This is a genomic window from Rhodococcus sp. PAMC28707 (genome assembly GCF_004795915.1).
Classification (GTDB): Bacteria; Actinomycetota; Actinomycetes; order Mycobacteriales; family Mycobacteriaceae; genus Rhodococcoides.
Genome location: NZ_CP039253.1, coordinates 4,527,163 through 4,552,609 on the forward strand (window position 1 = coordinate 4,527,163; position 25,447 = coordinate 4,552,609).

A 25,447-nucleotide genomic window follows, 5' to 3' on the forward strand; every position below is an offset into this window, starting at 1 on the left:
TGTGGTCGAATAGGTGACTGGGTTCACAACTCGATCGAAACCTCTGCTTTGAATCCATATGGACTCGAGTGTCAGCCGCCCTCGTTTCCTGGTATTCGCGGGTTTACGGAGGGTGACATTGAAGTTTCAGGACGGCTGTGGCCGCTTGCTGGCAGTCCGGTTACCACCCACAGCACTACCTTCTTCCATGCCCGCGATCGCTACATGCGGGCTCGGAGGTGCGCAGGTACATCCATGCGGGCGCCCTGACCCACCGCCGTCGGGTCCGACTGCCGACGCCATTGCAGGCACGCCGGGGACCGGAAGATTTCCCGGCGTGCCTGCTGCGACGCGCCCAGGCTTCGGCGACGGGGCGCAGCAGGCATCCTCGAACTCCGGTGCAGGTGCGACAGTGATGTTGAGGGTGCCCGACCCGGCGGGCGGCGGGATGAACCCGTGCAACGGCGTGGTGCGGGCGGCGCGAATTGCATTGGCGATCACAAGAACTTCGGCAAGCTCGTGGACGAGGACCACGGTGGCCAAGCCGAGGACACCTGTAGCGGCCAGTGGGACGAGTATCCCGATGATTGCGATCGACAGGGCGATGTTCTGAACCATGATGCGCCGTGCACGCCGAGCGTGGGCCAGTACCTGGGGAAGGTGCCGTAAGTCCTCACCCATGAGGGCGACGTCGGCGGTCTCGATGGCGACATCGGTTCCCATCGCGCCCATAGCGATGCCGATATCGGCGGTCGCCAAGGCGGGAGCGTCGTTGACCCCGTCACCGACCATGGCAATTTTGCGTCCGGCTGCGATGTCGGTCAGCAGCGCAGCCTTTTCCTCGGGCAACAGGTCCGCGTGGACGGTGTTGATGCCAGCTTGCGCGGCCAGAGCCCGCGCGGTGAGGGCGTTGTCGCCGGTGAGCATTGCGGTGTCGATCCCGAGGGCGGTGAGTTGGCGGATGGCGTCCGCTGCCTCGGGCCGGAGTTCGTCGCGGACAGCGATCGCGGCGATCAGAACTCCTGCGCGTTCGACGAGTACGACTGTGGCACCGGCGCTCTGCAGGCGGGCGATATCTGCGCTGAATATGTCGGTGTCGAACCAGCTCGGTTTTCCGAGCCTGATCTTGGCACTGTCGAGGGTGCCGGTCAGGCCATATCCGGGGATTGCGGTGACATCGTCGGCTGCCGTGACGGTCGATACGGAGGCGAGGATGGCGCGGGCGAGTGGATGCTCACTGCGCGCTTCGAGAGCAGCGGCGGCGGCTAGCGCGTCTGCTCGGCTGATGCCCGCGGCGGTGACGACGTCGACGACCTCGGGTGTGCCTGCGGTGAGGGTGCCGGTCTTGTCCAACGCGACGACGCGGATGCGGCCCAGTTCTTCCACTGCGGCACCGCCTTTGACCAACGCCCCGTTGCGGCTGGCTGCGCCGATGGCGGCGACGACCGACAACGGTACGGAGATGGCCAGCGCGCACGGTGATGCCGCGACCAGCACCACCAGTGCTCGTTCGAGCCACAGCATGGGGTCACCGAACATCGCGCCCACGCCGGCGACGAGAGCAGCGAGAATCATGATCGACGGTACGAGTGGACGGGCGATGCGGTCCGCGAGCCGCTGCCGGGATCCTTTGCGGTCCTGAGCTTGCTCGACGATGTGGACGACTCGGGCCAGGGAGCTGTCCGACGCGAGCGCGGTGACGATCATCTCGATGGCGCCGCCACCGTTGATGGCACCGGCATGCACCTCGTCACCGATACCGGCTTCGATGGGGACTGATTCGCCGGTGATCGCGGACAGGTCCAGGTTCGTCGACCCGAGGGAAATGGTTCCATCGGTCGCTGCGCGTTCACCGGGCCGCAGCACCATGGTGTCCCCGATAGCGATGTCGTCGGGGGAGATGGCCGATTCGGTACCGCCTCGGATGACCGACGCTGTCGGCGGTACCAAGGACAGCAGGGCACGTAGTCCGCGGCGTGTCTTGTTTACCGCGTATTCCTCGAGTCCTTCGGCGATGGAGAAGAGGATACCGAGCATCGCAGCTTCCGGGATCTGTCCCAAGGCGATGGCTCCGACAAGCGCGATCGTCATCAGCGTTCCGACGCCGATGCGGCCGTGTCGAAGGTTCTTCAGCGCCGAGGGGGCGAAGGTCGCAGCGGCGATGGCGGCGGCGATTAGTCCGCCGACGGTGGCAACTGTCTCGTCGCTCGTTCGGCCGATCGACCACGACACGGCGAGGATGATCGCGGCCGCAGCGGCGAGTTGCAATTCGCGGACTTGCCACAACCTCGGGGCCGTGTCGTTGACGGCACGGCCGTGGTCGACGGCGTTTGCGGACGGTGGTGTGGAGGTGGGTCCGCAGCATGCATCAGCCATGCTCGACCCCGTTCGGCTCGATGGAGTAGGCGAGGGACAGTGGTTCGGTCAGGGCCGAGAGCAGTCGCGAGCCGCGATCGGTGAGCGAGTACATGACCAACTTCCCGGCTCGGGTCGATTCCACGGTGTCGGCAGCTTTGAGCTTCCGAAGATGGTGCGAGACGAGTTTCTGGCTCTTTCCGACGATCCAGGCGATGTCGCATCCGCACATTTGGCCGCCGCTGCTGAGCGCGAGCGCGATGGTCAATCGTGTGGGGTCGCCGAGCGCGCGCGCAGCGTCGGCGAGTCGTTCGACGTCGCCTATACCTGGAAGCAAGGCGCGGACGCTTTCGGCGTGGGGGAGGTCCATGCAGAGCAGATCGCACGAATCGAGAGGTTCCAAGGACATGGACTCAATCTAACAACTATACGATCGATGCGGAAGACGTCAGCTAACATTCGTACGATTGTTAGTGTGTTGCTGGTTTGAATCGGCCAACATCGAGTCCACCAGTCAGTCGGAACGAATCGAGAAGGTATTTGAATGAGCCGAACGTTGAAGATTTCGTTGTCGCTGGTGGTCGTGTTCGCCGCCGCGTTGACTTTTCTGCTGGTGCTGGACAGGCCACGGTCCCCGGATGAGGTGGCCACTGAGCAGGCCACGGCCGACCCTGCCTCGATTGCGGTGCGCGAGAACAGTCACCGGTTGAACTCTGTACCCGACGGCCGGGTCACGTTCGTGGAGTTCCTCGACTTCGAGTGCGAGGCCTGCAGGTCGGTTTACCCGGCGATCGAACAATTGCGTGAAGACTATGGCGACCGGGTGACGTTCGTGGTCCGCTACTTTCCTATCGCCTCCCACTTCAATGCCGAACGTGCCGCACGAGCTGTCGAAGCTGCAGCCCAGCAGGGCCGGTTCGAGGCGATGTATCAGCGCATGTACGAGACGCAGGCGCAGTGGGGAGAACAGCAGACTCCGCAGGACGATCTGTTCCGAAGTTTCGCAGTCGACCAGGGACTCGACATGAGCGCGTTCGACGCCGCCTACACCGATCCGGCGACGCTCGAGCGCATTCAGACCGACGTCGCGGACGGGATGGCGCTCGGCGTGCAGGGCACACCGACGTTCTTTCTCAATGGCACCAAGATCGAACCGACCACGTACGGAGACCTCGCTGATGCCCTCGACGTTGCGCTTGGCTGACCTCGCGGCCACCAGGCATTCAAAGGGCAGACCGTTCGACCGGAGCCTGCCCTGGCTACTACTGGCGGGCGGCCTGACCGGACTGATTACAGCGGTCGTGCTCACGGTGGAGAAGTTCGCTCTCGCGCTCGACCCCGACTATGCCCCGACCTGCAGCATGAACCCGGTACTCAACTGCGGATCGGTGATGGCCACCCCGCAGGCGTCAACGTTCGGATTTCCTAATTCTCTCCTCGGAATCGGGGGCTTCGCCGTCGTAGCCGCAGTCGGTGCTGCGCTTCTCGCTGGTGCGGCGTTCGATCGATGGTTCTGGGTTGCAACGCAAGTCGGCGTCACCGTTGCCGTGGTATTCGTGCACTGGCTCATCGTGCAGTCGCTGTACGAGATCGGTGCATTGTGTCTGTACTGCATGGCTGTGTGGGCGGTCACTGTACCGATCTTTTGGTACGTCACCTTGCGAAATCTCGACTGTGTCAGGTCGAAACCCGTTCTCCGGCGATGGATCGAGTTGTCGATACGTAATCACTCCGTTCCGCTGACCGTGTGGTTTCTCGCAGTGATCGCCTTGATCGCGCAGCGCTTTTGGCCTTACTGGTCCACGCTGCTATGAGTCGAACGTGGACGCTTGCACCTCGGCCGCGGCACTCTCGGTACATAAGGTCTCGATCGTGAGGCGCGGCTGGCCGATCCTGATGCTCGCGCTTGTGGCTTTATCGATCGCTGAAGAACCCGAGGCGATCCGGGGCATCGGAATCGCCGTCGAGGCGCGACCCGACGACGAGGCCGCGCTGCTGACTCAACTGGGCATTCGGTACCCGAACTACATCGACGACGGCGCCGTCCAGGACACTCTCTCGGCTCCGTCGGTCCTGCCCTTGAGCTTCATCCTCAACCAAGACGGGGGCATCGCACGTGTCACCGACGCTGCGGTTTTCGATCCGACAAAGCAGATCTGCACTGCAGTAAAGGATTTCACCTCATGAGAGTTTGCCGCCCTGTGTGGGCACGTACAGCGGAACAGGGCAGGCGGCCTGCCGCGGTAGCGGCATCGGTCCTTGCTGTTGTCCTTCTGGTCTCCGGATGCTCCGCCGGCGCAGACGCCACGTCATCTGGAGGTAGCTTCGACTTCGTAGCACCCGGCGGTCGAACCGACATCTTCTATGATCCCCCCGAAACACGCGGAATCATAGGCGAACTCGCGGGACCTGACCTGATGGAGGAAGGCAAGAACACCGCTCTTTCGGATTACGGCGGTGACGTCGTCGTGATCAATCTCTGGGGCCAATGGTGCGGCCCCTGCCGCGGCGAAGCCGACGATCTCGAAGAAGTCTTCGAAAGCACCAAAGACAGCGGAGTGCAGTTCCTCGGCATCAACGTTCGAGATCCACAGAAAGACAAAGCCCAAGACTTCGTTGTCGACAACAACGTCTCCTACCCCTCGATCTATGACCCCTCGATGCGGACGCTGATCGCCCTCGGTGGGAACTACCCGACCAGCGTGATTCCCTCGACGCTGGTACTCGATCGAGAGCACCGGGTAGCGGCGGTCTTCATGCGTGCCCTTCTCACCGAGGATCTACTCCCTGTCGTCGAACGGATAGCAGCCGAATGACTAGTCTTCTTGCCCAAGGCGTCGGCTCGACGTTCCAGAATGCGGCATCGAGCGGACCGCTGTTTCTAGCGATCGCCGCCTGCATGCTCGCAGGTTTGGTCTCGTTCGCATCACCGTGCGTGGTGCCCCTGGTTCCGGGTTACCTGTCGTACCTGGCGGGCATCGTCGGCGCCGACGCTCAGCCGCTCGGCGCCTCGACCAGTGGAGCGCCCCCGAAGCTGGCAAGCCGCTGGCGTGTGGCCGGCGCCGCGTCATTGTTCGTAGCTGGCTTCACAGTCGTTTTCGTCCTCGCCACCGCCTCGATCTTCGGGGTCATCGGCACCCTGCGCATCAACGAACAGGTGCTTCAACGCGTCGGCGGTGTCATTACGATCATCATGGGCTTGACGTTCATCGGGTTCATTCCCGCATTCCAACGCGACACTCGATTCGCGCCGCAACACATCTCGTCTATTGCTGGAGCGCCGCTGCTCGGTGGCGTGTTCGCGCTCGGATGGACGCCGTGCCTCGGCCCCACCCTCGCCGGAGTGCTGTCCGTTGCTGCCGGCACCGAAGGCGCGACGGCAGCGCGCGGCGTCACTCTCATCATCGCCTACTGCCTTGGGCTTGGTCTACCGTTCGTGGTCCTGGCGTTCGGCTCGAGTTCGGCGATGCGCGGCGTCGGCTGGCTACGAAGGAATTCGCAGAAGCTGAAGGTAGCGGGCGGCATCATCATGATCGCCGTCGGAGTCGCGTTGCTGACAGGAGCGTGGGGGCTGTTCATCGCCTGGATACGCAATGAATTCGTCAGTGCAGTCGTGTTGCCAATCTGAGGCGAGCGCTGCGCGGATCCGTACCCTGCGTTGTAGAGTTCGGCCCTCCGAACCATTTTTCATGATCAAGGCCGGACGTAGGCTGCGTAGCGTGCATACCGAGCGGGAGTCACCCGGTTCCCATCATCTGCCGCTTCCGTTTGCGGCGGCGGGTACCGGCGCCTTCCTGCCGTTGTTGCGGCGCTCCGCGGCCCCGCGCATAGTGAACCAGGGCTGCGGGCAAGAAATCTCGGCGCCGAATATGTGCTTCAGCGCGATCCGGCGAGGGCGTGCGTAGAGCTGGAGTGCGATGTTTGGTGACCAGAGTAAGTACTGTTCTTACTGCCCGAACCGTGTTCGGTTCTCGTCGGCCACACCGGCAAAGGACAGCGGCAGCCCCGCAATGGACACAAATTTGGTGCCGTTGCATAGATTAGGCGTCGGTTTCCTGCGACCGACTCGATCGCCGCCCGTTCCGAGGCGTGTCCGAGCTGGACTTGCGCGACTATCCGCACCGCACATTCACGCAACTAAGGTGGGCACCACCTCTGCGAGCCTGGGGACATGGCTCCGTCCTTCTCCAAAGAACGAAACCTCCGGACATGACTGGGTGATTCACACAGGTTATAGATCACTGACTTGGTTCAGCACGCGTCGTGAAATTCGGCTTCGGAGACCACCTGTGACGACGCGGTGAGGACATGCCCTGGCGGCAGAGAGTCCACCTCGCTCTGTGTTGCCGAGACCTGGGCCGCTTGGGCGTTCTCGTCTTGCAGAGATGCGATAACGATGAACAGTGAATCGGGATCTTCCGACAGTTGGACTGCACTATCCGCAGCCCACGGGTCGGCGGGTGCAGTCAGTGGCACTTCGATTCGCCCCGATTGGGGGCTTGATGCTCGAAGTTCGCCGAGGGTCGGATTCACCTCGCTATCGGCCAGTCCGTCGCGGCCGGCGTAGATTCCGACTGAATCGACACTGCCGCGGCATGCGTCGACCAGAACCAGCACGGAGCCGTCGGCGTCGCGTGCCAGTGCGGTCCTACCGACGATGTCCGTGTCTATGGCGTTGCCGCATTCCGCTCGCCGATGCTGCCACAACGAGGGTTCCGATAATCATCGGTGAGCGCATGACTTAGTTGCCCGTCGTATCGCCCTGATTGTTGACGAAGGTTGCTCGCCAACGGTTCTCGGCTGTCACCTGTTCGATCTCGGAAGTGGTCAGACCGTGTGAGGAGAAGGATTCGATCTCGGTCCTGGTCAACGGCCATGGAGGTCCGTCGACATCGACGCCTTCCTCGCGGATTCCGGACACGACCAGCAATGTCCCGCCGGCCGACACGGTCGAGGCAATCGCGGTGATGGCGTCGGACCGCACCCACAGCGGCATCGACTGAACCGTGATCGATTCGATCACCACGTCGAATGCGCCCCGCCACTGCGTCGGCATCGCAAGAACATCGGCAACCTCGTAGTTCACCGCCGACTGGGGGAAACGCGTTCGCGCAGCGTCGATGGCGGTGGGGGAAACATCGAATGCTGTTGTCTCGTAACCGAGGGACGCGATGAATTCGGCATCCGTCCCGTACCCACATCCGACCACGAGGGCAGTGCCTCCGCCTCCGACACGGCTCTGTGCCCATTGCACGATCAGCGGATTGGGTTCCTCGCGATGCCATGGAACGACGGCGTTACCGTCGGCCGCTTCGCGGTAGAGCTTGTCGAACCAGCCTGTCGGGTCTCCTTGTTCGATCGACTCTGTGGCAAGTCGCTGGTCGTCTGCATTGTTCATGAAGGGTCTGGCACCTCTCGTCGGGACGCGTTCGATCATTATGCCGGGAATGAGTCCCACCTCAGGTGCGCCCGGCTTTCAGGATGCGGGGGCGTGCCACGCCGTGGCACTGTGCAGTCATGACCGAACCACTTTCGCAGCCGATGACATCGCAGCATGTGACGTTGATGATGGACCACGGCCAGTTCTACCTGCGTGGAGGCTTGGGCGACGAGGAGAACGAGTTCCCGCTTCTCGAATACGCTCTTGCAGCGCAACCGAACTCGGGTGACGGCCTCACGATGGTGGTGCTGAACCCGCATCAGAACAACTTCGAAATGCCTATTGCTGTCGAATTGTTCGATGCACGTCCTCCCAGTGACGACGATGAGTGGCAGCAGATATGTGAGGATCGCCTCGAGGTGGGACCCGAGGGTGTGGTGCAGATCGACTCGACCACCATGAGTCCGGTCGATTGCGCGGTGCCGCCTGGTAAGTACCTGGTGCAGGTGGTGGGCCGCGGATTCGTCAATTACGGATGGCCAGGTGAGACCACGCCGGGCGATACTTGGCGAATTCGGCTCTGGCCTGACGACGGCACGGCTACGCGACCAGCGATCCAGTGGAACATGCCCGGGTACGGCGTGCCGGAGAATGCCGAGCTGATGTCCGAGCCCGTTCCGTACGGCATTGAGGAGCCGAGTTGGATCACCGTCTTTCATGAGGACGGGAGCACGGAGATGGTGGAGCGAGTGGACCTCGAACAGCGACGTCTGGCTCGGCCGGAGCCGATCGAGCAGGTCGCGGGTTTCAACGGCGGCCAGACGCTCGCCGAGTTCGACCGCGACCTCGTAGTCGGACTCCTCGCTACCGACGCCGCGACCGCGCGCCGCATCGCGGTGTACTGCGCGAAAGCGGCATGCGTCCACGCTGGACTAGCAGACCTGCCGTGGGTGCGGCCGGCGCTCGATGCACTGGCCGAGAACCGAACTCCTCCGGCACCATTCGCAGACATCGCGCAGATCAACGATGCGTTTGCGCCGCTTTTCGCGGATCTCGCGGGTGGAGGTGCCACGACGTCTTCGAGCGCGACAGTCGTCAGTGATCGACCGAGGACTCCGTTCGACGGTAGAGGCGAACCCCGGTTCATGACCATTCCTACCTTGTTCAGCGCGCAGGACCCGGATCCGCACAGGGCTGCGATCGAGACAATTGTCCACGCTTCGCATGCGTACGGTTTACGGACCCCGGCTCTCTACGCGGCACTCCGCGAGGCATTCCCTGAACTGGTGGGATAAGTCGGTCCCGGTTCGCGTCGGGATACCGGCTATGTTGCGGTGACTGTCTCGCTCAGGTCCTGCTCGACCGCCGCTGGTGCCACGCACACGAAGGCCAGGTTGTTGCCGTCGGGATCTTCCAGGTCGCGGTCGTACATGAAACCGTGATCCTGGGCAGGCCGAGGTTCGGAACCCCCGGCGCGCAGACCCGCCTGGACGACAGTGTCAACGGCGCCCCTCGAGTCGAGGGCCAGCGCAATCTGGACCTGCGCGCTTTTGGCTGGGTCGGCGACAGGCTTGTCGGTGAACTCGGCGAAAAACTCACGGGTCAGGAGCATGAACTGTAGATCGTGGTCCCAGACCAGGCAGGCGACTCTACTGTCGGTGAGGAGCGGATCGATGGTCGCGCCGATAGCGGTGTAGAAAGTCTTGCTTCGTTCGAGGTCTGCAGTCGGGAAACTCACGGAGATCTTTGCGGGCATAACGGTCACACTTCCTTGGTTGCGGCATCCGGTTCATCGGCAGTACAGCGTGTAGACGAGTGGTCGAATCGAAACTCATCGGCCATAAGGAATGCCACTCGGAAATGAGATTGCGCGATGGGGCAGACCCACGTTGTGTTCCTCCCACTGTGATTGGTCGGGAGTTCCCGTTCTCGAAGTGCCAAGGCGGGAACGGTGGTGTTGTGGGTCAGATGGCTTGGGCGGTAGGGAGAATGGTGATTTCGGTTCGGTTTGCGTGTCGACTGGGGAAGTAGACGACCCCCCAGTCGGCGAAAATGGTACGAGCAGGGGGATCACAGAAGACTGTCTCGACGAGATTTCTCGTGTCGGAGAACGTTCGAACAATGCCACCGCCCGGGGAGTACATCGCCGAGATATCCAGAACCGGAGCGAGAACGAACGCGACTGAGCGGTCCCACGACTCCATCGAACGCCGTAACGCGGGATCGATCTCCCGGCGAAGTTCAGCACCGTCGAATCGCCACGCCACACCTGCCAGCGTTTAGACGTGCCGACGTTCCGCAAACGTAAGTACCAGGGTCTCGCTGAGCCCCTCGATGACCGAATGGCATAAAAGTTTCTCCAACTACGGACCCGATGCACGTGTGGTCTGCCGTTTCGATGACTTGAAACGCGGGATCTTATCGTATGTGCGGTCGGCATTTCGGTCTGACGCGACGGCCGGACCGCGATGACGTGACGACCCCGTCACGTCATGAAATTCGTGACAGGTCATCCTTTTCGTTCCCGGACACCGCCGTGTGCTGCCTGGCGAACGCCCGGTACCCCATGACGACGAGCCAGACGTAGGCGAGCGTCTTGGGGATCATCAGCAGGCCTACCGCCTCGTTGGCCTGCGCCCACAGCACCACTGGAATGTAGAAGCCGTACGAGAGCGCGACGGCCAGCCACGCAAACCGGTAGTACGGGTCGCGTCGTGCACGGCTCCATAACATCGCGATGATGACGATGCCGAGGACGAGAAACGGGATGTTGCGGATTATTCCCCACATCACCGGGGGATCAGGGGTGAAGGTCTCGTTCTGCGGCAGCAGTACCAGCAAGATGTGCACGATCGCCGCGACGTAGACGATCGCGCTGAGTGCGGGGTTTGGCCCGATCGGTTGATGGGTGGGTCGTGTCCGAACCTCGTGGTTACTCGGCCAGCGCCGAAGGATGAGAAGGTAGACGAGCACGTAAAAACCGGTCATCGTCAGAGCCGTGACCAGTTTGCCGTAGCCGAGCGACACAAAATGTTCGTCGATGCCGGTGGTGTTCAGCGCCCACATCCGCGCAACGAGATGGAACGAGTCTCCGAAGCCGAGGGTGATTGCGATCCACCCCGCCATCTGGGCGGTGGTGTTTCCGCGGACCGCGGGAGCGCTGCGCAAGATCAGTATTCCGAGGGTGAAGATTGTGACTAGGTAGCCGATGTCGAAAATGGACTCGAATATTGCACGCATCATGCGTCCTTTCCGACGAAATTGGCGTCACTACGCGGTTGTGGGGTATCGGCGGCGCATGCAGCGCGGCGCAGATTACCCGTCCCGACGAAGCCCCAGATGAGGAACACCGCGGACACGATGCCCATGTGCTGGGCGGAGGCGAGCATGGTTGGTGTCATGCGCGGGCACCTTCGGGTTCGTGAACGGGCCTCTCAGCCGGGCCGTCCTGGGTAATTGCCCGTCCGAGAGCGATGAAAAAGACGATCATTCCGGCGGTGATAAGGATGTGGCCCAGCCCTGCGATACCGGAGATCATGCTGGTCGATTCCTCGCCGAGGACAGTTAGGCTTCCGTGCCAGACCATCATCGCGGTGGTGAGCACGACCCCAGCGTTATACAGCCAGAAGAACCAGCCGAACAGACGCTTGTTGCGCGAGATGGTGAACAGCTTCTCCAGAGCGAGCACGATGAGCAGGACGATGAAGCCAAGGGTCAGCAGATGGGTGTGGGTGACGCCCAGCTGGGTGAACTCGCCTTCAGGAAAATCTTCGGCCTTCGTGAACTCCCGGTAGAACAGTCCGGCGAGGACGCCGACGACCATGTAGGCGAAGGACGCGTAGTAGAGCTTCCTCACAGTGGGGCCTTTCGTTTTCAAGGGTTGTTCCAGATGATGCGGTGCCAGCGGATGCGTGTCTCCAGTACCAGGTGCACGGCCAGAGAATGGCTGTCGACGTCGAGCTTGATGAAGATGTGCACGAGATGACTCCACGGTCGCCTCGGTGACGCAGGCGTGCTCGCGATCTCCTTGTCGGTGAATCCGACGGACACTTGCCAGAGAACCTTGATCTCCGGATCGTCTTCTGCGGCAGCGGAATACGATGCTAGGGATCGCGCGCGGGCCAGGCCCGGTGCCAGTACAGGCTCGCCGAAGGCCCTTACCTTCAACAGAATCGTTGATGTCTCACCGAGTGAGACCCGTGCCCGCGACGCGACGCCAGTGCGTCGGAAGAGTGGGTGAATCTGTTTGGAACCGTGCGTGAATCGGAAGGACAGCCATAATTCATAGTCCACCAGGGTGATCGGCGTAGGTCGTCGTGCGTAAGGTTGATGTTCGGGTCAATCGAAAGGATGAGTCGCGGCCGTCGGAACGGCGGTGGGACCGCTGCTGCGGGCGTCGCCGACAACGAAAATCTCCCTGCGCCGCAGCGCCTTGTGGACGGCAACCATTGCAGCGACTGTATGGGCCTTCCCATCGACTTTCTTCCGCCGCAGCGACGAGGCGCTCCGGCCCGAAGACTTTATGGATTGTTCGACTTCGCCCGATCCTTCTACGATCGTTCAGAATATCCGATAGCGCTGTCATCGCCGTCGATGTTTGTGCTCCGTGCACAGTGGCCCCAAAAGGAGCAGTCGGATGCCAGCGCCGGGGAAAGGCCGTTCCGGATCTTCCGCCGGTACCTCAACGGCGAATTTGCCGAACCCCGTAACCCGCTCATTACTTGGAAAATCGACTGCCATGACTGAGTGTGAAGGTCCGTACCGAATCTCCTCAGGCTCGGAGCCTGGAAACGATTCCTAAAGGTTCACCTGTGTGGCTCGTTTGTCGAGTTCGGGACTCCGCCGACGCTCTTGGTGTCTGCCCAATGACCAACGCCTCGAGAAAGACCCGCGCTACCAAGCTCACATGGAAGCGGGCGTTGCCCTCTCGTTCGGTTACGCGCGGACCATGGTCCCGTAGCGTTCGGTCGGATCGAGGTGCAGGCCTGCTTTGACCTGTGTTCCTTGGGCTGCTGGTTCGATCCGAGTTGCGTCGGTCGAGCTCCGAGCAGCGGCTTTCGACAGGCCGAAATTCTCCACCTGAGCGCCTTTGCTCATACGGACGAGGGAACGCCCCCGGCTGCTTCATAGCGACGGAGCCGCGACTGGCCGGCCGGCGTGAAATCCTACGTCAGCGCCTCGTGGATCGTGCTACCCGCGGCATCGCAGAGAGCGATGTGCACTCATCTCCGACCGGGAACAGCTCGCGAGCTTTGTAATGGCTGTCCACAGTGGAATGTCGTCCCATGCGCGAGACGGTGCGAACTCCGACGAACTGATGTCGATCGCCGAGATGGGTCCGACAGGACTATCGTTCTGTGCTTAGTTGTATGCGGCACGGCCGGTCGTCCCCGCGTGCTGAATGCGTTCGTTGGCAGGTGCTTTCAGGAAAAACTGTGTTCGTCGACCGGACCGTTATCTTCACCGGTGGCAGGTGCGGTAAGTACGCCGATGACGCCAGCGCACAACAGTTCTACCAGGCGTCGGTACACGCGGTCGGGGTCTGCACCGGCCGGATAGCCTTCCTGCGCTTCGAGGACACAGAACCCGTGCAGAGCGCTGCGCAGGGACCATGCTGCCTGTTCGGAATCATCCGCGCTCAATCCATAGCCGGCAATGACGCGATTGATGACGTCGACAACCTCACCGACGGCGGCCACGAGGTCGGCGTGCGGGGCGGTGGGGTAGCGGTCGGTAATGGCGTACAGCCCCGGGTGCGAGCGAACGAAATTACGCCACGCGTCGGCGAGCGCGATGACTGCATCGTCCTTGGCGAGCCCGACTGCAGCTGCGCGGAGGTCCTCTGCCAGTAACTGTCGCGCGAGCAGGCTGAGTTGATGCTGGACGTCGTCGACACCGGTCACATGCTTGTACAGAGCTGACTGTCGGACGTCGAGGGTGTCGGCGAGTCGACTGAGGACCAGGGCGTCGGGCCCGTGACTGTCCACGAGTTCGGCGGCGGCGGTGATGATGCGTTCGCGGGTGACCGGGATTCTCATGTGAACATCTTCCCTTGTGGAGACGCGGCGATAAGAAAGTGATAACTTATCACCATGAGTGATGAGGCATCTCCAGGTGTTATTGCCGATGCAACTCGCGATGTTCGACGTCGTCGAGATCTGCAGGTAGTTGTCACGGGCGCCTGCATCCTGGGAATGACCTCGATCTTGTACGACCTGTCCGGTGTCTCGCCCGCGACCGGCGCATTCTTTCGGTGTCTCTACGCTTTGATCCCACTCGTGATCGTTGTCCTCGTGCAACGACGGCGCCCGCAAGCACACCCGACTCCCGGTCGGTGGGTGACCAAAGCCGTCGTCGCTGGAGTGTTCCTGGGTATCGACCTGGTGCTCTGGCACGAGGCGATCCACTCGATCGGCGCTGGGCTGTCGACGGTTCTACTGAACCTGCAGGTCGTGTTCGTGGCTATCCTCGGGTACGTGGTCATGCGTCAGCGCATCACTCGGGCACTACTGACGAGTATGCCGCTGCTCTTTGTCGGCGTCGCGCTTGTTGCGGGAATGAGTACCTCGCTGACTGGAGCCAATCCGACGGTAGGTGCTTCCTTCGCGATCATTGCAGCAGTAGCCTATGCCGTGTACATCTTCATGATGGGCTTGGCGACGCGTGCTGCCGGTAGGACTGGCCTGCCGATGCTGGTCTCCACTGCGGCCACCGGTGTGACGGCCGGATTGTTCGGCGTGGTCACCGGAACTCTTGATCTTGCACCACCTTTGGCGGCGCAAGGTTGGCTCATTTTGTTGGCCTTGGTATCTCAGGTAGTGGGCTGGCTTTTGGTAGCGAGTGCCAGCCAACGGTTGCCGGCGGGAAATATCGCAGCCAGCCTGGTGCTGCAATCAGCGTCGGCGCTGCTGTTCGGTGCTGTCCTGCTTTCTCAAATCCCCAGCATCGTACAGATTGTGGGCGCGGTGCTGATTCTTGCCGGAGTGGTTGTCGCGACGCGCCAGCCTGTAGTGAAAATACCGACGCGTGTTGTCGGCAGACGAATGGAGATCGAAGCATGACCGTCGGGGCCGACCGTATCTACATCAATGGTGACATCAAGACAATGGACGATGCTTCTGTCGCCGCGCCGACGGCATTGTTCACGAAGGGCGGCAGGTTTGTCGCGATCGGATCCGACGCCGAGATCACCGCGTTGGCCGGTCCCGACATCCCGGTGGTGGATTTGGCTGGGGCAGTGGTCGTTCCGGGATTCATCGAGACGCATCTGCACCCGATGATGTGGGGGATGTGGCTCAGTAACGTCAATGCGACGACCGGTGCATGCCCCACGATCGAGGAGGTCATCGCTGCGCTGGGTGAGCGTGCGGCGACGACACCGGCCGGTGAGCTTGTCCAGGCGTGGGGATTCGACGACAGCCTGGTGGCCGAAGATCGGGGATTGACGACGGCTGATCTCGATCGGGCATCGGTACAGCATCCGATCATGGTGCGTCACTTGTCTGGCCACGGCGTCTACGTCAACTCTGTGGCCCTGGAGATGTGCGGTATCGACGCTACGGCGGTCGATCCGGAGGGCGGAGTCATCGTTCGTGGGGCTGACGGTGTTCCGACCGGCGAACTGTGTGAAGTGCCGGCAATGTCCCTGGTGTACAAATTGACCCCGGCCGTCGACCCCAAAGCCTCGAGTCTCGCTCTCTTGCGCGCTCAGGAAGTGATGGCCTCGGTGGGTATTACTAGCTTCCATGACATGTTCGTGACGAAAGACATGTACAGCACTTACCGTGAACTCGAAGAGACCGGCGAACTGCAACTGCGAGCGCGTCTGTACCTCGGGCACGGCGTCCACGATCAGCTGGGCGAAATTCCCGAACCGACCGACTTGGTGAATGTGGGAGGGGTCAAGCTGATTTCGGATGGTTCGATCCAGCTGCATACCGCAGCATTGACCGAGCCCTACCACGATTTGGGTGGATGCCATTGCGGCGGAATGGCAATACCGGCCGGCTCGCTAGGCGCACTGGTGAACGAACATCATGCCGCAGGGCGTCAGCTTGCAATTCACACCAACGGCGATCAGGCCATCGATTTTGCGCTCGACGCTATTGCGGCGGCTCAGGCTGAGCACCCTGAAACCGATATCAGGCATCGCCTCGAACACGTGCAGACTTTGCGCGACGATCAGATCGAACGAATGGTCGAGATAGGCGTTGTGGCTTCTATTTTCGTCAATCACGTTTACTACTGGGGTGATCGACACCGCGATCGGTTCCTGGGACAGCGGCGCGGTGAGCGGATCAGCCCGGTTGCGTCGGTAGTGGCGGCCGGCCTTCCTTTCGCTTTGCATTGTGATTGTCCGGTGACCCCTGTCGATCCGCTCTTCACCATGAATACCGCCGTGCATCGTGTGACCCGTGAGGGTCACGTACTGGGCGCCGAGCAACGGGTGAGCGCCGACGTTGCGTTGTCCGGCTACACAAGTGCTGCTGCGCAAATTACCGGAGAAGCCGCTGACAAGGGTCGGATAGCCGTTGGTCTGTTGGCAGATTTTGTGGTGCTCGACGGCGATCCACTTGAGCAAGGCCCGGTCGATCTGTCGGCACTGAAGGTTCTTCGCACCGTTGTCGGCGGTGAGACGGTCTTCGAGGATGCGTAGGCCCATTGCACAGTGATCCTGTGTCGATCGAATACTCAGGGGATGGGTGTTGGAGTCAGATCGTTTCCTGGTCCGATCACTGCGCAATTTTTCGTCGGTGCGGCGCCGGCGAAACGTTCAGTGAGAAACTGGGCTGCTTGGGCCTGGAACGGTGCGAACGCTTCGGTGTGGTCCAGGCCGGTGTACTGGGCGTAGGTGACTGCGACGCCACGGTTGCAGTACTCGTGCGCGAGCCCTTCCACATCGCCGGTGACCATTACCGTATCGCCGATACCGTCGGAATTACCGACCCCGAGAAAGATTGGGACGGTTGGTGTTCCAGTGCTTCCCATGATGTTGTCGTTGACGACCTCGACTGCCGCGGGCACCTGAAGTAGGGACGTGTACGGCGCGGCGAGCATTTCGGCGTCGGTCAGCCCGGGGTAGCTGGAGGCGAAACCGCCGATGCAGTTCGATTGCACGGCGTCGACGATGTTCTTGCCCTTGTCCGAGAGAAATGCGTCGGTGTCGATGCCGTAGGCCCGTTGGTAGGCGACGATCAGGGCGGGGATCACACCGGCCCAATCCTTGGACCCACTGACGTAGGGCAGGTTTCGGGCGAAATCGACCGGCGGGCCGCCTGCTGCGGCACCGACGATGTTCAGCTCGGGTGAGTATTGTGGGGCAACTTCGGCGCCCCACTGCGTGGGCACCGATCCACCCGAGTAACCGATGAGCCCGACCGGCGTCGACGCAGGCAGTGCGAGAACCGATTCCGTGGCGCGGATCCCGTCGAGTGCCGCATAGCCCGACTGGCGTCCGATGGTCCACTCGAGATCCTCGCCCTCGTAGTCAGGGACGACGACGGTGTACCCGGCGGCCATGTACCCGGCGATGACGGTCTGCTCGATCGTCGCGGTACGGTTGTCGCCGTGTCCGCTCAGGGTGTACGACGGGTCGCATTCGGTGCCGAGTCCGTCGTAAGCGGTATGGAACGAGATCAGTTTGGTCGGTCCTGGGGCGAGTGGTCGCAGAACCGTCGCGACTGTCGTCACTGGTCTGCCCTGTTGATCGGTCGTCCGGTAGAGCACCTGCGTGGACGTGATCGGTGTAGGAATTCCAGGCGCGCCGAACGCCGCGGGCCGAGTCCGTAGGACAGCACCAGGTGCCGAAGTGTCGAGGGAGTCGGTCCAGTCGTAGAACGGATCGGCCGAGGGCAATGGCTGAACCGCTGCCGGTGAAGCCGGTTCGGCGGCAGCCAATCCGGTCGCAGAACTCATCACCGCGAGCGCCACGGTTGTCAGGACGGCAAGACGGCTGGTCGCTTCGATTCTGCGGCGAATCATGGGAATTGTTACCCCTCTGTAGGTCGGATCTGCCTCCCGACGGTGCCGGCTCGTCGGTTCTTCCGCAGGCCCTCCTTTCGGATGCGAACGCTCATTACTTCGGAGTAGGAAATTTACCGGTGGTGGGAGCGAAAACGGCCGACTCCGCGAGAATTGCGCGGCTGCGCTGATGGTGGCTGGTAGCGGGGGAGATGGTGTCGGGCCAGTCCGCGATTTCACCGAGGGCCCACTCGGCCCATTCGACGATGTGGCTGAAGTGCCCCATCATGAAGTTGTTGGCCAGCGCCATGAGGTGTTCGCGCTCCGGGAAGGATCCACCGTCTGTCTCTCTGATCAGGACGGCGTTCATTCCGAACAGGCTGCGGCTTTGGGCCGCTTGATCGCGCATGGTCACGAGGTTGTTCCTCAGATCGTCGATGTTTCCTTGTTCCGCCACCAGCACGCGGATCATGCCCTCGAACTCGAAAGCGGAAGGACGCGATTCTGTCGGAAGCCACGACGCCAATGCATCGCGTCCTGCCGTTGTAATCGAGTAGACAGTCCTGTTTCGAGCACCGACCGCCTGGTTCGTAGCAGTAACCAGTCCGAGGTTCAGCAACTTCTTGGGGGCGTTGTAGCGCTGCCTGTCCGCGCGTGGCCACAGTTCGCCGATGCCCTTGCCGAAGTGTTCTGCGATCTCATAAGCCGACCAATCTCGCGACACCAGCAATCCGAGGATCACATACGACGTCGTATTCAAATCCTCACGAGCCACTCTGATATTCCCTCCGGGTCCTTACCGATGCAAAGCACCGAGCCTAATGAATGACTCAGTTGCCTTCCGTCTCACCTACCTCGCCGATGTCGTCGGCGGTATTTTCGTTGTCGTTCCCACCGGTCGTCGCGTAGACATAGCCGATCAGTTTCTCCGCTAGCCGTGCGGCAGGGGCTTTGCCTTCTGCTGTCGGAGCAAGATTCCCCCAAATGACCATCGTCACGTCGTTGACGGGGTCGTACCCCATGAACGAGTTGTAGCCTGGCAGCTCACCTGTGTGGCCGAAGAGAGGGCCCATCTGTGCGATGCCGTACCCGTAGTTGGCGGCCTTAGGTGATTCAGGGTCTGTGGAAGCGACGCTGTCCATCCGCAGCTTCTGTGTCTTTTCGTCGAGAAGATCACCCTTCACCATCGCCTGTACCCACGTCGCGAGATCGTTGACCGTCGAGATCCCCTGTCCCGCAGACCAAGTCCATGAAGGATTGTCGCCAGTCGTATCGCGCGGTGATACGGACCCGGACTCGATCTCGGCCAGTCTCTCCGGCGACAGCGAATCCTTACCCTCACCGAGAGTCTCGATGTTGCCGTTGTAGGAGTATCCCCGCGCGAACGGAACGGGGATTGCGGTATCGGTGTTCGCGGGAAACGAGGTCCCGTTCATGTTCAGTTTCGAAAAGAACCGATCCTGGAAAATCTGATCGATCGGCTTTCCGTCGAGTTTTTCGGCGATCAAGCCTAGGAGCACCGTGTTGGTGTTGGAGTAGTGCCACCCCTCACCAGGAGGAAAGTAGGCCGGATTGGAAAGTCCTAGTGCAACAAGTTCTTCCGGTGTCCATACCCGTGCGGGATTGTCGTCCAAGGCCTGATTGAGCTCCACGGTTTCGGTGTAGTTGTAGAGTCCGCTACGCATATCGAGCATTTGTCCGATGGTGATGTTTTCGCCATTCGGCACGTCGGGTCGGTACTTGCTCACCGGGTCGTCGACCGACAGCTTTCCTTCTTGGACCATCTGCAGAATGGCGGTACCCGTCCACGTCTTCGTGTTGGATCCGATACGGATGCTCGTATCGAGCGTCGGTGTCTCGGTTCCGCCCAGTTCTGTTGCACCCCAGCTATTTGTATACTTTCCATCGGGGGTCTCGATGAGGACGACCATACCGATTTCGCGTAATTCCTGTGCAGTTTCGTCGACGACTGCATCCATCGCGGCGGTGTCGAACGGCACCAACGCGCTATCACCGGACTGCGTGCTCGTAGCCGACGACGCGGTAGCTGTCGAGTCGGAAGTCGGAGGGCTCGTGTCCGACGAGCACGAGGCGGTGAATGTGATCACCGTGAGCATCGCGGCAACTGCAGCTTGCCGACGTCTGGGAGAGCGGGTCGTCAGTGGAGGCATCGTGAGCTCCTGGGTGGGCGAAGGGGGTGATAATGGTTCCTCCCTCGATTATGCAACTTGCATGATGCACATTGCAGCATTATCAGGCTACGTTTTGAAACCAAGAGTTCGAGCGAAAGCCAGGTGCACGATGACTGCCGGACAGCTCCTCGCGGTTACCGCGACTCCGCAGGCGATCGTCACCTGGTTGAAATTGGTCAGCGATCAGTCGTGGGCGGACACCTTCTGGGCCGGCCAACCGATACTCGGCGAGTGCGGCTCGCTGGTGGGTGTGGGTGTCGACGGTGCCGCGAAGGGTGCGGTGGTCGGAAAGACCGGCACATCGGCGGACGTCGAACCGGTGAGCGGGAGGTTGGTCCTGGCCCGTTCAGCTGGAAACTGATTCGTCCGACAGGCCTACATTGCGACGATGAAGTGACCGCATCTCGTCGCGGACGTCCTCGACGGGTCCTCGGACCGTGACCGATGGTGCCACTTGGCTGATGGGCAACGGTGTAACCGGTCCAGGATCGACGTTCCACTCCTGCTGCCATGCAGCGAGTTGGGCACTCGTCACCGCAATGACGATGTCGCCGAGACCTACCCAGGCGTGAGCGGCAGAGCACATCGGGCAGTGTTCGCCCGATGTGTAGACCGTTGTCCGTGCACGATCTTCACTACTCAAGTTCTTTACGGCCCATTCCACGATGGTGAATTCGGGATGGCGAGTGGAGTCACCGCCGCTCACACGATTGCGATCCTCGAACAGCACGCGGCCCTCGGCGTCGACGAGCACGGAGCCGAACGGTTTATCACCTGCGTCCAGCGCCTCGCGAGCGAGCTCGACGCATCGATGGATATGGGCCAAATCGCCGGAATCAGGAAACGTCATATCCCGAGTGTGCCCTGTCAGGATCCGAGGATCAGCAGCGAGAGCGTCCCAGCTTGACGACGTACCGGGTTGTTTTTGTTTTGTGGTCGTGCTCGTCGACGCGGACGGGCGAGCGATAGAGCCATTCTACCGGGTGAACGACTGCTGGTTCGACGCCACCATCGGACTGTTCGTTATCGATTCGTTTGCCGTTATCGATTCGGTGGATCACAAGGCCGACAAACGCCAGAGCGACCAGCGTGAGGCCGTTGCCCGAGCTTACGACCATCTGGGTTGGATGGTTCGTTGCCTCGGTTTTCCGTCCCACTCCTGGAGCGGTGCTGATTGCCACCACCACTGCGGATCTTGCTTCACGCCTTGGATCTCGATCCTGCCGGTCACCGCGAGTAGCAGTCTGTCCGAGGACGCGTAGTCGGGGCCAACCCAAGGGAATGCCCGCGATACGGTCCGGTCGCAAATCGCATCGGGCAATTGGAGGTCGATTTCGAGTGCCTGCGCAGCGTCGTATCCGTGCACGAGAATCTCGGTGACCGCCATGGCAACCCACCCTGCTCGATCTGCGTTCCCGCTGGGATGCCACGCGCGTTCGGAGCCGAGATCTCTGAGGAGCCCTGCAAGCATGTGAGCGCTCGTCACGGCGTTGTCCAACTGCTCTGACGGATGTCCAACCCGCCCATTGCGGACCACGGGTAATGCGTGGCACGCGCGCCGCGCGACCTGCCCGCAGTAGAAGACCAGTGCGTCGGAGATATGAGCGACTGTATGCGCGGCTGTCCAGTCGGTAGGCGCAGCAACCTTTTGCCAGCGTTGATCTGTGTCGGAGACGGCGCTCAGCGGGGTCAGTGCCATCACCGCAGCGATGACGTCGGCGGGCTGCGGTTCGATCACGTGAACACTCTTGCATACCTCTACTGATACGAGTCTGGAGTTCCGACGCCTGTGGTGGTGCCAAGTGGTTATCGAGCGGGATCTGGGCAGCTAAGAGCGGTAAGGATCGACGCGTCGAAAAAGCGGGGCCTGACCATCGTCGGTGAAAAGGGCCGTGAGTAGGCACATTGGATTGCCCTACTCAGGTCGCGGGATCGATGGTGCCCGAGCAGGTCTCACTGCTTGCGGGGGGCTTTGGTGAGGATTGCAAGGGTTACCGTGAACTAGCGGCGTGGCTCGGAACGCGAATGGTGTTGTCCCAAGTCCACTTTTCACGGCGAGGCCGCCCGGGTAGGTCGATACGCCCACAGGACCAGAGCAGGGTGGACCAACCGTCGTCGGTCGGCTCGATTTCGGGTAGAAGTCGGGCGATGACCCGGGTACACACCGCGTCGTCTGCTCGCCACCGAACGCCGAGACCAGCCGCTACGTCGAAGGTATGGACGACCGTCTCGAGTACACCCATAGCGGCTGACGCTTCAGGATCCGCGAGGCCGTACACATGATGTGCTCGGGCTGTCCGCGGTGAGACTCGTACTATCGCTGCGAGTAGGGCCGCCATGGCGGTGAACACGTCGAGCAGCCCTTCGACACCGTTGTCCGGATCGACACTGATCGAGTTCTCTGGACCGCTCGGCCGTCTGGAACGCGCGTCGATCGGCAGGTTGCCGGGTGTACCGCCCGCACCGAGTTGTGCTGCGTAGAAAAACAAGTCGTCTGCAGTGTGTTCGACCGTCTCCCAGCAGGTCCACGTCAGGTCGCCTGCGGCGACAGACCAGTCGTACGGAGCGGCACTGCGCAGTGCTGAGGCAGCGGCCGTGGCTGTTTCGAGCACGTCGTCTGCGGTCACAGATCCCGGCGATGTAGTCATCTCACGACTCTAGAGGCCGCTCGGCTGCCACGGCCGTTCCCGAGATGTCTCATGCGGAATGGGAATAATTCGTCTCGGTTTCTGTAAAGGATAATGCGCCCTTGGGTGATTTCGCGCCCGGTACGAGTTATCGTGCCGAGTTGACCCCAACCGTGGGTTGGGTTCTATCGTCGGATTCATGACACCACCGATAGCCATGCAACCACCGAACCGCCAGCCCCTCGGATTCTGGACCGTGCGAGCTGGCGAGGCAATTCGCGCTCGTACCCGCAGCGCACTACATGAGGTAGGGCTCTCGCAGTCCGAATGGTGGCTTCTTCACCAGCTTTCGTTGTCTCCCGACGGTGTCGACCGGGAAGAGACGATCGAGAAGCTCGGCCACAACGACACACCGGAAGCCATCATCGAGGCGATCGAATCGTCGGTCGCGAAAGGCTTCGTTCATCTGGCTGGTTCGGTTATCGAGCAGACCGAGCACGGTGCCGAACAGTTTCGGGTTGGATCGGATATCCAGCGCAGGCTCCAAGAAGAACGGATGCAGGGCATCAGCGAAGCAGACTTCGTAACAACCATCGAAGTGCTGCAACGGACTATTGAGAATGTCGGCGGCAGTGCCTGGCATGGGTAGTTTGTCCAGCACTGCAGAGGATTCCGATGTCCTACACTCCACAGCCTGAGTAGACGGCTCAGTCGACGCCCTTGCTGATGGCTAATCCTGCTTGTTCGACTACACCCGGTATCGCAATCTCGTTGTCCGACAACAAACGATCGACGTTGCTCGGTGGGGTGGGATCCTGACGCCACCTTCTGGTTGGATCCCAATGTCATCGAGATCGATGACGAACCGACGCTGTGGCGTCACACTGACGAGGGTTGGGAACGAACATGACAAACGATTTTTCGTGGTCCCAGTTTCTATGGATCACCTTCATCTTCGTTGGCGTGCCTTCGATGTTCAGTGCACTTCTCCTATGGAGTAAGTCCTCGAAGCGGAACGAAATTATGGGCAACGGCCGTCTGGGGTTGTGGGCCACCGGACTCCTCGCGTTCGTCTTCGGATTCGCCTCGTGCGCAGGTTGGCTGAGCTGGTCTGCCGAGCAGAGAGGTGAGTTCCGAGGGCCCGGACTTCCCGCGCCGAATCAGTTCCCGACGTGGCAAGTCGTCGCCTGTGGTGCGACGGTAGTGCTGTTGTGCTTCCTCGCCGCACATTTGTCGCGCTGGAAAGTGACCGGAGGGTACGTCGCAGCTCTGGGTACTACGGCCGGGTTCTCGACGGCGTTCTGCGTCGAGGCGAGTACGGACATCACCGGTCAGTCCGGCGTGGGCGTGCTGTTGTGCATGATCGGCTGGGGATTGAGCCTGAACGTGCTGATGCTGATCCGGGGCATGGCGCTGAGGCACCGATGGCATTGAAATTTGGACAAGCTTTGAGAGAGCAGTTCAGTCGCGTAGGGCCAGCCGGTACTCGTTGCAGGGTCTGTCGAATTGGTCGACGACATCGGCAGTCCGTAGCCCAGTAGCGATATCCAAAGAATTGAGCACCGCGTCCTAGAGCCTTCGAACAGACGAAGCGGTCTGTTTAGTCGGAGGTCCGGGTTACTGTGCGTGGACTAGATGAGAATTAGCAATCCAGGGGAGTAGCCAATGGCTAAGCGGCGAGGGTTCTTCGCAGAGATGCAGCATCAAGCTCGAATACAGGAACAACGTCAGCGGCAGCAGCAGCGCGCTTCAGTCCAGGCTCATACCCGTGCCGTTCGCGAGGCGGAGCGGTCTCGCCGCGAGTTCGAACGCGCGAGGGCGGCTGATACTCGGCACGCCGCTGCAGTATCTGCTTACGAAGCCAAAGAACAAGCGCGCTTGCATACAGAGTCGCGCATTGCTGAGGTCGAGTTGCTGAATGCGGAGTTGGCAGCCAAGCTCGATGCGATCGACGGGATCTTGGCTGCGACGCTCGAGATCGATGACTATGTGGATCTCGCGGCGTTGCGTCAGACGATGAATCACCCGGCTTTCGATCGGCCTGATCTGACGCGGGTTACACCCCCTCCCAGCCCGCTGCCGTTTCCGCCCGAGCCAATGTATTTCGAGCCCGCCGCAGCCGAGGGGATCGGTGCGCGATTGGGCGGGAAAAAGAAGCATGCGGCCGCGATAGCCGATGCACAAGCTGAGTTTTGGAGAAAACGACATCTCTGGGACGGCCTAGTTGCCGAGTACCATACGGCTCAGCAGCGAAACGATCACACGTACAGGGAGACGGAAGCACGGCGGGTACAGAATCTCGCTGCTGCACAGGCGGCATACGAGTCTGAATGCATGCAGCGTCGCACTGATGTTCTCGGTGCAAACGTGCGTTTGGAGAAGCTGATGATGGGTCTGCAGAATCGCGAACCTGCAGCGTTGGAAGAGTACGTGTCGATCGTTCTGGGCAATTCGGTGTATCCGGAGTGTTTCGAGGTTGAGTACGACTTCGAATTCGACGGTGCGGAGCGTGAGCTGACTCTGACCGTGCACGTCCCCAATCCGGAGGCTATGCCTGTCGCGAAGATGTTCAAATACACGAAATCCTCGGACTCGATTTCGAGTACGCCGTCGCCCTTGAAAGCACGCAAGGACCGATATACGGCTGCGGTGTCACAGGTTGCGATTCGTACAGCGCACGAAATATTCGAAGCCGACCGTGACGGTGTGGTGACGACACTGTCTATGACTGTTGGGGTGAGTACTGTCGACCCCGCCACCGGGCAGGACACGTTCGTCCCGTTGTTGCAGCTGGCCACGGACAGGGCAAGCTTCGAGGCGCTGGATCTGACCAGAATCGAGGTTGGGGCGACTCTGAGTCATTTGCGTGCGGGCATATCGAAAAATCCATACGACCTCGTACCGCTTTCAAACGCACGTGGGGTGAGAGGCTGATGGAGTGAAGGTGGACTGCA

The 25,447-nt window shown here is 61.2% G+C and carries 30 protein-coding genes; 12 read left to right on the plus strand and 18 right to left on the minus strand.

Annotation, left to right across the window (positions count from 1 at the left end; genetic code table 11):
- Window positions 1-126: 126 nt before the first annotated feature.
- Together E5720_RS20635 and E5720_RS20640 are read right to left on the minus strand one after the other, a co-directional pair.
- Window positions 127-2,355, minus strand: coding sequence for a cation-translocating P-type ATPase (locus E5720_RS20635; protein ID WP_136172171.1), 2,229 nt, complete (start codon window positions 2,353-2,355; stop codon window positions 127-129).
- Window positions 2,348-2,743, minus strand: a complete 396-nt coding sequence (locus tag E5720_RS20640; protein ID WP_136172172.1) for a metalloregulator ArsR/SmtB family transcription factor — start codon at window positions 2,741-2,743, stop codon at window positions 2,348-2,350. The genes E5720_RS20635 and E5720_RS20640 overlap by 8 nt, the downstream gene beginning before the upstream one ends.
- A gap of 135 nt (window positions 2,744-2,878) precedes the next feature.
- On the opposite strand from E5720_RS20640, the gene E5720_RS20645 reads away from it, so the two are divergent.
- Genes E5720_RS20645 through E5720_RS20665 form a run of 5 tightly spaced genes read left to right on the plus strand, consistent with a single transcriptional unit; the run spans window position 2,879 to window position 5,962 of the window.
- Window positions 2,879-3,538 (plus strand): thioredoxin domain-containing protein, encoded by a 660-nt coding sequence (locus E5720_RS20645; protein WP_136172173.1) that lies wholly within the window; start codon window positions 2,879-2,881, stop codon window positions 3,536-3,538.
- Window positions 3,513-4,148, plus strand: a complete 636-nt coding sequence (locus E5720_RS20650; protein ID WP_136172174.1) for a vitamin K epoxide reductase family protein — start codon at window positions 3,513-3,515, stop codon at window positions 4,146-4,148. Before E5720_RS20645 ends, E5720_RS20650 begins: the two co-directional genes overlap by 26 nt.
- Window positions 4,149-4,206: 58 nt before the next feature.
- Window positions 4,207-4,521, plus strand: coding sequence for a hypothetical protein (locus tag E5720_RS20655; RefSeq protein WP_136172175.1), 315 nt, complete (start codon window positions 4,207-4,209; stop codon window positions 4,519-4,521).
- Window positions 4,518-5,150 (plus strand): TlpA disulfide reductase family protein, encoded by a 633-nt coding sequence (locus E5720_RS20660; protein ID WP_136172176.1) that lies wholly within the window; start codon window positions 4,518-4,520, stop codon window positions 5,148-5,150. The genes E5720_RS20655 and E5720_RS20660 overlap by 4 nt, the downstream gene beginning before the upstream one ends.
- A complete protein-coding gene (locus E5720_RS20665) occupies window positions 5,147-5,962 on the plus strand; it encodes a cytochrome c biogenesis CcdA family protein (RefSeq protein WP_136172177.1) in 816 nt (271 codons plus the stop codon). The genes E5720_RS20660 and E5720_RS20665 overlap by 4 nt, the downstream gene beginning before the upstream one ends.
- A 623-nt stretch (window positions 5,963-6,585) precedes the next feature.
- Here the strand turns inward: E5720_RS20665 and E5720_RS20670 are convergent.
- Together E5720_RS20670 and E5720_RS20675 are read right to left on the minus strand one after the other, a co-directional pair.
- Window positions 6,586-7,041, minus strand: coding sequence for a hypothetical protein (locus E5720_RS20670; RefSeq protein ID WP_136172178.1), 456 nt, complete (start codon window positions 7,039-7,041; stop codon window positions 6,586-6,588).
- 34 nt (window positions 7,042-7,075) lie between these two features.
- Entirely contained in the window at window positions 7,076-7,732 is a 657-nt protein-coding gene (locus tag E5720_RS20675) for a class I SAM-dependent methyltransferase (RefSeq protein WP_136172179.1), read from the minus strand.
- A 119-nt stretch (window positions 7,733-7,851) separates the two neighbouring features.
- Here E5720_RS20675 and E5720_RS21870 point away from each other — a divergent pair, with 119 nt between their 5' ends.
- A complete protein-coding gene (locus tag E5720_RS21870) occupies window positions 7,852-9,009 on the plus strand; it encodes a hypothetical protein (RefSeq protein WP_210729915.1) in 1,158 nt (385 codons plus the stop codon).
- A gap of 29 nt (window positions 9,010-9,038) precedes the next feature.
- Here E5720_RS21870 and E5720_RS20685 read toward each other — a convergent pair whose 3' ends face one another.
- The 8 genes from E5720_RS20685 to E5720_RS20710 all read right to left on the minus strand — a co-directional run bounded on the left by E5720_RS20685 (window position 9,039) and on the right by E5720_RS20710 (window position 13,752).
- Complete coding sequence (locus tag E5720_RS20685) at window positions 9,039-9,470, minus strand: glyoxalase (RefSeq protein ID WP_136172180.1); 432 nt, start codon at window positions 9,468-9,470, stop codon at window positions 9,039-9,041.
- Window positions 9,471-9,678: 208 nt separating this feature from the next.
- On the minus strand, window positions 9,679-9,981 hold the full coding sequence (locus E5720_RS20690; RefSeq protein ID WP_136172181.1) for a hypothetical protein: 303 nt from the start codon (window positions 9,979-9,981) through the stop codon (window positions 9,679-9,681).
- A gap of 223 nt (window positions 9,982-10,204) precedes the next feature.
- Window positions 10,205-10,957, minus strand: coding sequence for a hypothetical protein (locus E5720_RS20695; protein WP_210729916.1), 753 nt, complete (start codon window positions 10,955-10,957; stop codon window positions 10,205-10,207).
- Window positions 10,954-11,115: a hypothetical protein gene (locus E5720_RS21780; protein WP_168708390.1), complete on the minus strand. Its 162-nt coding sequence runs from the start codon at window positions 11,113-11,115 to the stop codon at window positions 10,954-10,956. The genes E5720_RS20695 and E5720_RS21780 overlap by 4 nt, the downstream gene beginning before the upstream one ends.
- Complete coding sequence (locus E5720_RS20700; protein ID WP_136172182.1) at window positions 11,112-11,570, minus strand: DUF2871 domain-containing protein; 459 nt, start codon at window positions 11,568-11,570, stop codon at window positions 11,112-11,114. Before E5720_RS20700 ends, E5720_RS21780 begins: the two co-directional genes overlap by 4 nt.
- Window positions 11,571-11,587: 17 nt before the next feature.
- A complete protein-coding gene (locus E5720_RS20705; protein WP_136172183.1) occupies window positions 11,588-11,881 on the minus strand; it encodes a hypothetical protein in 294 nt (97 codons plus the stop codon).
- A 768-nt stretch (window positions 11,882-12,649) separates the two neighbouring features.
- The gene (locus E5720_RS21785; RefSeq protein WP_168708391.1) at window positions 12,650-12,811 is read right to left on the minus strand and encodes a hypothetical protein; all 162 of its coding nucleotides are present in this window, start codon (window positions 12,809-12,811) and stop codon (window positions 12,650-12,652) included.
- A 326-nt stretch (window positions 12,812-13,137) separates the two neighbouring features.
- On the minus strand, window positions 13,138-13,752 hold the full coding sequence (locus tag E5720_RS20710; RefSeq protein WP_136172184.1) for a TetR-like C-terminal domain-containing protein: 615 nt from the start codon (window positions 13,750-13,752) through the stop codon (window positions 13,138-13,140).
- A 54-nt stretch (window positions 13,753-13,806) separates the two neighbouring features.
- On the opposite strand from E5720_RS20710, the gene E5720_RS20715 reads away from it, so the two are divergent.
- Both E5720_RS20715 and E5720_RS20720 read left to right on the plus strand, forming a co-directional pair.
- Complete coding sequence (locus tag E5720_RS20715; RefSeq protein WP_136172185.1) at window positions 13,807-14,775, plus strand: DMT family transporter; 969 nt, start codon at window positions 13,807-13,809, stop codon at window positions 14,773-14,775.
- Window positions 14,772-16,370 (plus strand): amidohydrolase, encoded by a 1,599-nt coding sequence (locus E5720_RS20720; RefSeq protein WP_136172186.1) that lies wholly within the window; start codon window positions 14,772-14,774, stop codon window positions 16,368-16,370. The genes E5720_RS20715 and E5720_RS20720 overlap by 4 nt, the downstream gene beginning before the upstream one ends.
- Before the next feature lie 35 nt (window positions 16,371-16,405).
- Here E5720_RS20720 and E5720_RS20725 read toward each other — a convergent pair whose 3' ends face one another.
- The 3 genes from E5720_RS20725 to E5720_RS20735 all read right to left on the minus strand — a co-directional run bounded on the left by E5720_RS20725 (window position 16,406) and on the right by E5720_RS20735 (window position 19,845).
- Entirely contained in the window at window positions 16,406-17,629 is a 1,224-nt protein-coding gene (locus tag E5720_RS20725) for a lipase family protein (protein ID WP_136172859.1), read from the minus strand.
- A gap of 160 nt (window positions 17,630-17,789) precedes the next feature.
- Window positions 17,790-18,449 (minus strand): PadR family transcriptional regulator, encoded by a 660-nt coding sequence (locus E5720_RS20730; RefSeq protein ID WP_136172187.1) that lies wholly within the window; start codon window positions 18,447-18,449, stop codon window positions 17,790-17,792.
- A 55-nt stretch (window positions 18,450-18,504) separates the two neighbouring features.
- Window positions 18,505-19,845 (minus strand): serine hydrolase domain-containing protein, encoded by a 1,341-nt coding sequence (locus E5720_RS20735; protein WP_247596070.1) that lies wholly within the window; start codon window positions 19,843-19,845, stop codon window positions 18,505-18,507.
- 130 nt (window positions 19,846-19,975) lie between these two features.
- Here E5720_RS20735 and E5720_RS20740 point away from each other — a divergent pair, with 130 nt between their 5' ends.
- Window positions 19,976-20,227, plus strand: coding sequence for a hypothetical protein (locus tag E5720_RS20740; protein WP_136172188.1), 252 nt, complete (start codon window positions 19,976-19,978; stop codon window positions 20,225-20,227).
- Here E5720_RS20740 and E5720_RS20745 read toward each other — a convergent pair.
- From E5720_RS20745 to E5720_RS20755, 3 genes are all read right to left on the minus strand, one after another.
- Window positions 20,213-20,716, minus strand: a complete 504-nt coding sequence (locus E5720_RS20745) for a nucleoside deaminase (protein ID WP_136172189.1) — start codon at window positions 20,714-20,716, stop codon at window positions 20,213-20,215. The genes E5720_RS20740 and E5720_RS20745 overlap by 15 nt on opposite strands.
- A gap of 258 nt (window positions 20,717-20,974) precedes the next feature.
- A complete protein-coding gene (locus tag E5720_RS20750) occupies window positions 20,975-21,604 on the minus strand; it encodes a hypothetical protein (RefSeq protein ID WP_136172190.1) in 630 nt (209 codons plus the stop codon).
- A 253-nt stretch (window positions 21,605-21,857) separates the two neighbouring features.
- Window positions 21,858-22,514 carry a hypothetical protein gene (locus tag E5720_RS20755; protein WP_136172191.1) on the minus strand — a complete coding sequence of 219 codons (657 nt, stop codon included), beginning with the start codon at window positions 22,512-22,514 and terminating at the stop codon, window positions 21,858-21,860.
- 178 nt (window positions 22,515-22,692) lie between these two features.
- Between E5720_RS20755 and E5720_RS20760 the strand changes: the two genes are divergently transcribed.
- From E5720_RS20760 to E5720_RS22220, 3 genes are all read left to right on the plus strand, one after another.
- Window positions 22,693-23,142: a hypothetical protein gene (locus tag E5720_RS20760; protein ID WP_136172192.1), complete on the plus strand. Its 450-nt coding sequence runs from the start codon at window positions 22,693-22,695 to the stop codon at window positions 23,140-23,142.
- A gap of 257 nt (window positions 23,143-23,399) precedes the next feature.
- Window positions 23,400-23,927 carry a hypothetical protein gene (locus E5720_RS20765; protein ID WP_136172193.1) on the plus strand — a complete coding sequence of 176 codons (528 nt, stop codon included), beginning with the start codon at window positions 23,400-23,402 and terminating at the stop codon, window positions 23,925-23,927.
- Between the two features lie 231 nt (window positions 23,928-24,158).
- Entirely contained in the window at window positions 24,159-25,427 is a 1,269-nt protein-coding gene (locus E5720_RS22220) for a hypothetical protein (RefSeq protein ID WP_247596071.1), read from the plus strand.
- The last annotated feature ends 20 nt before the right edge of the window (window positions 25,428-25,447 follow it).

Coding starts and splice junctions, on each gene's coding strand:
- E5720_RS20755 (WP_136172191.1), bottom strand. CDS start 22,514: ATGACTACATCGCCGGGATCTGTGACCGCAGACGACGTGCTCGAAACA.
- E5720_RS20710 (WP_136172184.1), bottom strand. CDS start 13,752: ATGAGAATCCCGGTCACCCGCGAACGCATCATCACCGCCGCCGCCGAA.
- E5720_RS20740 (WP_136172188.1), top strand. CDS start 19,976: ATGACTGCCGGACAGCTCCTCGCGGTTACCGCGACTCCGCAGGCGATC.
- E5720_RS22220 (WP_247596071.1), top strand. CDS start 24,159: ATGGCTAAGCGGCGAGGGTTCTTCGCAGAGATGCAGCATCAAGCTCGA.
- E5720_RS20665 (WP_136172177.1), top strand. CDS start 5,147: ATGACTAGTCTTCTTGCCCAAGGCGTCGGCTCGACGTTCCAGAATGCG.
- E5720_RS21785 (WP_168708391.1), bottom strand. CDS start 12,811: ATGAGCAAAGGCGCTCAGGTGGAGAATTTCGGCCTGTCGAAAGCCGCT.
- E5720_RS21870 (WP_210729915.1), top strand. CDS start 7,852: ATGACCGAACCACTTTCGCAGCCGATGACATCGCAGCATGTGACGTTG.
- E5720_RS20720 (WP_136172186.1), top strand. CDS start 14,772: ATGACCGTCGGGGCCGACCGTATCTACATCAATGGTGACATCAAGACA.
- E5720_RS20650 (WP_136172174.1), top strand. CDS start 3,513: ATGCCCTCGACGTTGCGCTTGGCTGACCTCGCGGCCACCAGGCATTCA.
- E5720_RS20645 (WP_136172173.1), top strand. CDS start 2,879: ATGAGCCGAACGTTGAAGATTTCGTTGTCGCTGGTGGTCGTGTTCGCC.
- E5720_RS20745 (WP_136172189.1), bottom strand. CDS start 20,716: ATGACGTTTCCTGATTCCGGCGATTTGGCCCATATCCATCGATGCGTC.
- E5720_RS20660 (WP_136172176.1), top strand. CDS start 4,518: ATGAGAGTTTGCCGCCCTGTGTGGGCACGTACAGCGGAACAGGGCAGG.
- E5720_RS20635 (WP_136172171.1), bottom strand. CDS start 2,355: ATGGCTGATGCATGCTGCGGACCCACCTCCACACCACCGTCCGCAAAC.
- E5720_RS21780 (WP_168708390.1), bottom strand. CDS start 11,115: ATGACACCAACCATGCTCGCCTCCGCCCAGCACATGGGCATCGTGTCC.
- E5720_RS20735 (WP_247596070.1), bottom strand. CDS start 19,845: ATGCCTCCACTGACGACCCGCTCTCCCAGACGTCGGCAAGCTGCAGTT.
- E5720_RS20695 (WP_210729916.1), bottom strand. CDS start 10,957: ATGATGCGTGCAATATTCGAGTCCATTTTCGACATCGGCTACCTAGTC.
- E5720_RS20765 (WP_136172193.1), top strand. CDS start 23,400: ATGACAAACGATTTTTCGTGGTCCCAGTTTCTATGGATCACCTTCATC.
- E5720_RS20675 (WP_136172179.1), bottom strand. CDS start 7,732: ATGAACAATGCAGACGACCAGCGACTTGCCACAGAGTCGATCGAACAA.
- E5720_RS20640 (WP_136172172.1), bottom strand. CDS start 2,743: ATGTCCTTGGAACCTCTCGATTCGTGCGATCTGCTCTGCATGGACCTC.
- E5720_RS20725 (WP_136172859.1), bottom strand. CDS start 17,629: ATGAGTTCTGCGACCGGATTGGCTGCCGCCGAACCGGCTTCACCGGCA.
- E5720_RS20715 (WP_136172185.1), top strand. CDS start 13,807: ATGAGTGATGAGGCATCTCCAGGTGTTATTGCCGATGCAACTCGCGAT.
- E5720_RS20685 (WP_136172180.1), bottom strand. CDS start 9,470: ATGCCCGCAAAGATCTCCGTGAGTTTCCCGACTGCAGACCTCGAACGA.
- E5720_RS20760 (WP_136172192.1), top strand. CDS start 22,693: ATGACACCACCGATAGCCATGCAACCACCGAACCGCCAGCCCCTCGGA.